The organism is Stenotrophomonas maltophilia group sp. Smal17 (assembly GCF_030237045.1).
GTDB lineage: Bacteria > Pseudomonadota > Gammaproteobacteria > Xanthomonadales > Xanthomonadaceae > Stenotrophomonas > Stenotrophomonas forensis.
Map to the genome: position 1 here is coordinate 1 of NZ_JASJSU010000160.1, position 3559 is coordinate 3559.

General features: G+C 67.7%; 5 protein-coding genes. 2 read left to right on the forward strand and 3 right to left on the reverse strand.

The window, feature by feature from the left end; genetic code table 11:
- Window positions 1-50 precede the first annotated feature (50 nt).
- The 3 genes from QRO93_RS21220 to wrbA form a co-directional block, all read right to left on the reverse strand.
- The gene (locus QRO93_RS21220; RefSeq protein ID WP_040009892.1) at window positions 51-536 is read right to left on the reverse strand and encodes an asparaginase domain-containing protein; all 486 of its coding nucleotides are present in this window, start codon (window positions 534-536) and stop codon (window positions 51-53) included.
- A gap of 79 nt (window positions 537-615) precedes the next feature.
- Window positions 616-951 (reverse strand): DUF2069 domain-containing protein, encoded by a 336-nt coding sequence (locus QRO93_RS21225; RefSeq protein WP_032130425.1) that lies wholly within the window; start codon window positions 949-951, stop codon window positions 616-618.
- Window positions 948-1541 (reverse strand): NAD(P)H:quinone oxidoreductase, encoded by a 594-nt coding sequence (gene wrbA / locus QRO93_RS21230; RefSeq protein WP_053448870.1) that lies wholly within the window; start codon window positions 1539-1541, stop codon window positions 948-950. The genes QRO93_RS21225 and wrbA overlap by 4 nt, the downstream gene beginning before the upstream one ends.
- A 77-nt stretch (window positions 1542-1618) precedes the next feature.
- Between wrbA and QRO93_RS21235 the strand changes: the two genes are divergently transcribed.
- A complete protein-coding gene (locus QRO93_RS21235; RefSeq protein WP_004154462.1) occupies window positions 1619-2893 on the forward strand; it encodes a YihY family inner membrane protein in 1275 nt (424 codons plus the stop codon).
- A complete protein-coding gene (locus QRO93_RS21240; RefSeq protein WP_285304351.1) occupies window positions 2890-3462 on the forward strand; it encodes a thioredoxin family protein in 573 nt (190 codons plus the stop codon). Before QRO93_RS21235 ends, QRO93_RS21240 begins: the two co-directional genes overlap by 4 nt.
- Window positions 3463-3559: the final 97 nt, after the last annotated feature.

Here is a 3559-nt window from a genome sequence, read left to right on the forward strand (position 1 = left end):
TACAAGGGCAGCGCTTTGGTGGGTGCCGACCTTGGTCGGCACGCCGTTCCTCAGACCGACTCGAAGCGGTTCGCCGCCACGTTCTTGCGCACGTGCTGCGGATCAAAGATCCGCCCGTTCATCGCGATGTACACGCCGGTCGGCAGCGACTGCACCGCACCGATCGCGCACCCGATGTTGAACTCCGCATCCGAGCCGCGGAAACGGGCCGGGCTCAGCGCGCCGGTCATCACGATGGTCTTGTCCGGGATCGTCGCCAGCACCTTGCCGGTCTGCACCATCGAATCGGTACCGTGGGTCACCAGCACGTGGCGGGTTGGCTGCGCGGCGATGGTGGCGCGGATCAGCTCGCGGTCCTCATCATTGATGTGCAGCGAGTCCTTGCGCAGGATCGGAATCACGTTGAAGCGGAAGGTCACGCCCAGCTCACGCAGGATCATGCCGATCTGCGGATCTCCGATCTGGTAGTCCGACTTGTCGTCGAAGTAGATCTTGTCGATCGTGCCGCCGGTGGTGACGACCAGGAGCTCTTCCATCATGTGCATGCGCGAAACCAGGACAGGTACAGCGGCGCGGGGCCAGGAACATAGATGATACGGCCCGGCGGCCGCAGCGTCAGCGTCGCTTGCCGAAGCGGGCGCGCAGCCCCGGCAGGCTGGCGCTGAAGATCACCAGCAGGGCCAGTGCGATCTCGATCAGTGCCAGCCAGCGTGTTTCCGGGTGGCTCCAGGCACTCATCACGCCGTGGCTGAACCAACCCAGGGCCAGTACCGAGGCCCAGAAGCCGGCCTTGCGCCAGCCCAGCCGCAGGGCGACGGCCAGCGCCAGCGGCGGCGCGGTGAACACCAGCTGGGTGGCCAGCCAGTGCTTGTCATTGATGAACCAGCCTGCGAACAGCGCGGCCAGCCCCATCAGGGCCAGCAGCAGGACCGTGCGCGGCGCGGCGCTCATCGGCCCAACCGCTGCGCGATGTCGGCCACCCGGCGGCCCAGCGCGCGGGCCAGCACGGCCTCGTCGTCGGTCGGTTGCGGGTCGTCGGCGGCACCGGCCACATGGCTTGCACCATACGGCGTGCCGCCACTGGTGGTATGGCTCAGCGCCGGCTCGGTGAACGGGATGCCGACGATCAGGCAGCCGTGGTGCAGCAGCGGGACCTGCATCGACAGCAGGGTCGACTCCTGGCCGCCATGCATCGAGGCGGTGGAAGTGAACACGCCGGCCGGCTTGCCCGACAGCGTGCCATTGACCCATTCGGCGCCCAGGCCATCGAGGAAGTGCTTCACCGGCGCGGCCATGTTGCCGAATCGGGTCGGGCTGCCGAGCAGCAGGCCCTGGCACTCGACCAGATCCTGCACGCTCACGTAGGGGGCGCCATCGTCGGGTACCGGCGGCTGCGCGGTCTGGGTTACCGCGGCCACCGGCGGTACCGTGCGCAGGCGCGCGGTCATCCCCGGCACCTCGCCGATGCCCCGCGCGATCTGGCGCGCCAGCCGTGCCACCGAACCGCCCCGGCTGTAGTACAGCACCAGAATCTCGCCCATCGTGCCCGCTTCTCCTCGTCGTCTGGCCACCAGTATGGCTATCCTGCGAGCATTCCGCATCGGGTACCCTTTCGCCGATGGAACCTTTGGATACGCTCAACCTGTGGATGGAGCGCGCGCGGGATCGCGCACGGGCCATCAGTTTCGGCCGCTTCCTGTGGCATCGCTTCCTCGACGACCGCCTGTTCCAGGCAGCGGCGGCGCTGGCGTACACCACGGTGTTCGCGCTGGTGCCGCTGGCGATCGTGGTGTTCGGCGTGCTCTCGGCCTTCCCTGTCTTCGACCGCTGGAGCGATCAGCTCAGCGATTACGTCTTCTCCAACTTCGTACCCAATGCCGCGCGTGCGGCCGAGGGCTACCTGCGCCAGTTCTCGGCCAGTGCCGGCCAGCTGACCGCGGCCGGTTTCATTGCGCTGGTGGTGTCGCTGCTGATCACCCTCAACAGCGTTGAAGAAACCTTCAACCAGATCTGGCGGGTCGGCTCGACCCGGCCCAAGCTGACCCGCTTCCTGGTCTACTGGACCGTGCTGACCCTGGGCGCGATGCTGGCGGCCGCCTCGCTGGCAGTATCGGCGCGGGTGTTCGCGATGCCGCTGTTCGGTACCCAGGAGGGCCGCTGGCTGGCCGAACTGGCACTGCGGCTGGCGCCGATCCTGATCGAGTTCGTGTGCATCACGCTGATGTTCCGGGTGGTGCCGCACCACACCGTGAAATGGCGGCACGCGGTGCCCGGCGCGATCCTGGCCGCGGTGATCCTGGAACTGGTGAAGTGGGGCATCGGCGCCTACCTGGGCAGCTTCCAGTCCTACCAGAAGCTGTATGGCACGGTCGCCTTCGTGCCGATCCTGCTGCTGTGGATCTACCTGTGCTGGGTGGCCGTGCTGCTGGGCGCGTCGTTGTCCTCGTCGATGGCTGCCTTCCGCTACCAGCCGGTGGAGCTGCGGCTGCCGCAGGGCTATGAGTTCTACGGCCTGCTGCGCCTGCTCGGCCGCTTCCATCATGCACGCTTGAAGGGCAGGGGCCTGGCCGATGATGAAATCCTGCGGCTGGAGCCGATGCTGACGGACTCCCTGCTGCATGACCTGGCCTGCAACCTGCAGGAGATCGGCCTGCTGCGCCGCGACGAGCAAGGCGAGTGGCTGCTGTCGCGCGACCTGGACCAGGTCAGCCTGGCCGACCTGTACGAATGCACCCAGCTGCGCATCCCGGTAGCCGAGCAGCACCTGCCGTACCGCGACGACAGCCTGGGCCGGGCCGCCCTGGCGGCACTGGACGACCTGCGACTGCCCCTGCGCGAACGCCTCAAGCGCAAGGTCAGCGATATCTATACTGATTCTGGAGACACGCCATGACCCGCAAGACCCCGTTGCTGCTGCTCCCACTGGCCCTGGCGCTGGCCCTTGCCGCCTGCAAGCCGGCGCAGGAACCGGCCCCGGCCAGCAGCCAGCCGCCGGCGCAGGCACCGACACCGAGCACGCCTGCACCGGTCGAGGAGACCCCGGCCGAACGCACCACCGCCGAGTTCCCGACGCTGAAGATGAAGGCGGTGGATGGCAGCGAGTACGACCTGGCCGCGCATCGTGGCAAGTGGGTGGTGGTGAATTTCTGGGCGACCTGGTGCGCGCCGTGCCGCAAGGAGATGCCGGAGCTGTCGGCGCTGCATGCGATGCGCAGCAACATCGAGGTGGTCGGTCTGGCCTATGAGGACATCGAGGCGCCCGAGATGCAGGCGTTCCTGATCAAGCATCCGGTGACCTACCCGATCGTGATCGTGGATCCGTTCGATCCGCCGGCCGATTTCGCCACCCCGCGTGGGCTGCCGCTGACGCATCTGCTGGATCCGCAGGGCAAGCTGGCGCACAGCTTCCTTGGCCCGGTGACCGCCGCCGACATCGAAAAGCAGATCGCCGCTGCCAGGTAGCGGGTGGGTCGGCAGGGCCCGCGGCCCTGCACCCGTGGTAGTGCCGGCCGCTGGCCGGCAACCTCAACAGCAACAGCAGAAGCGGGTTTCCTGTGGG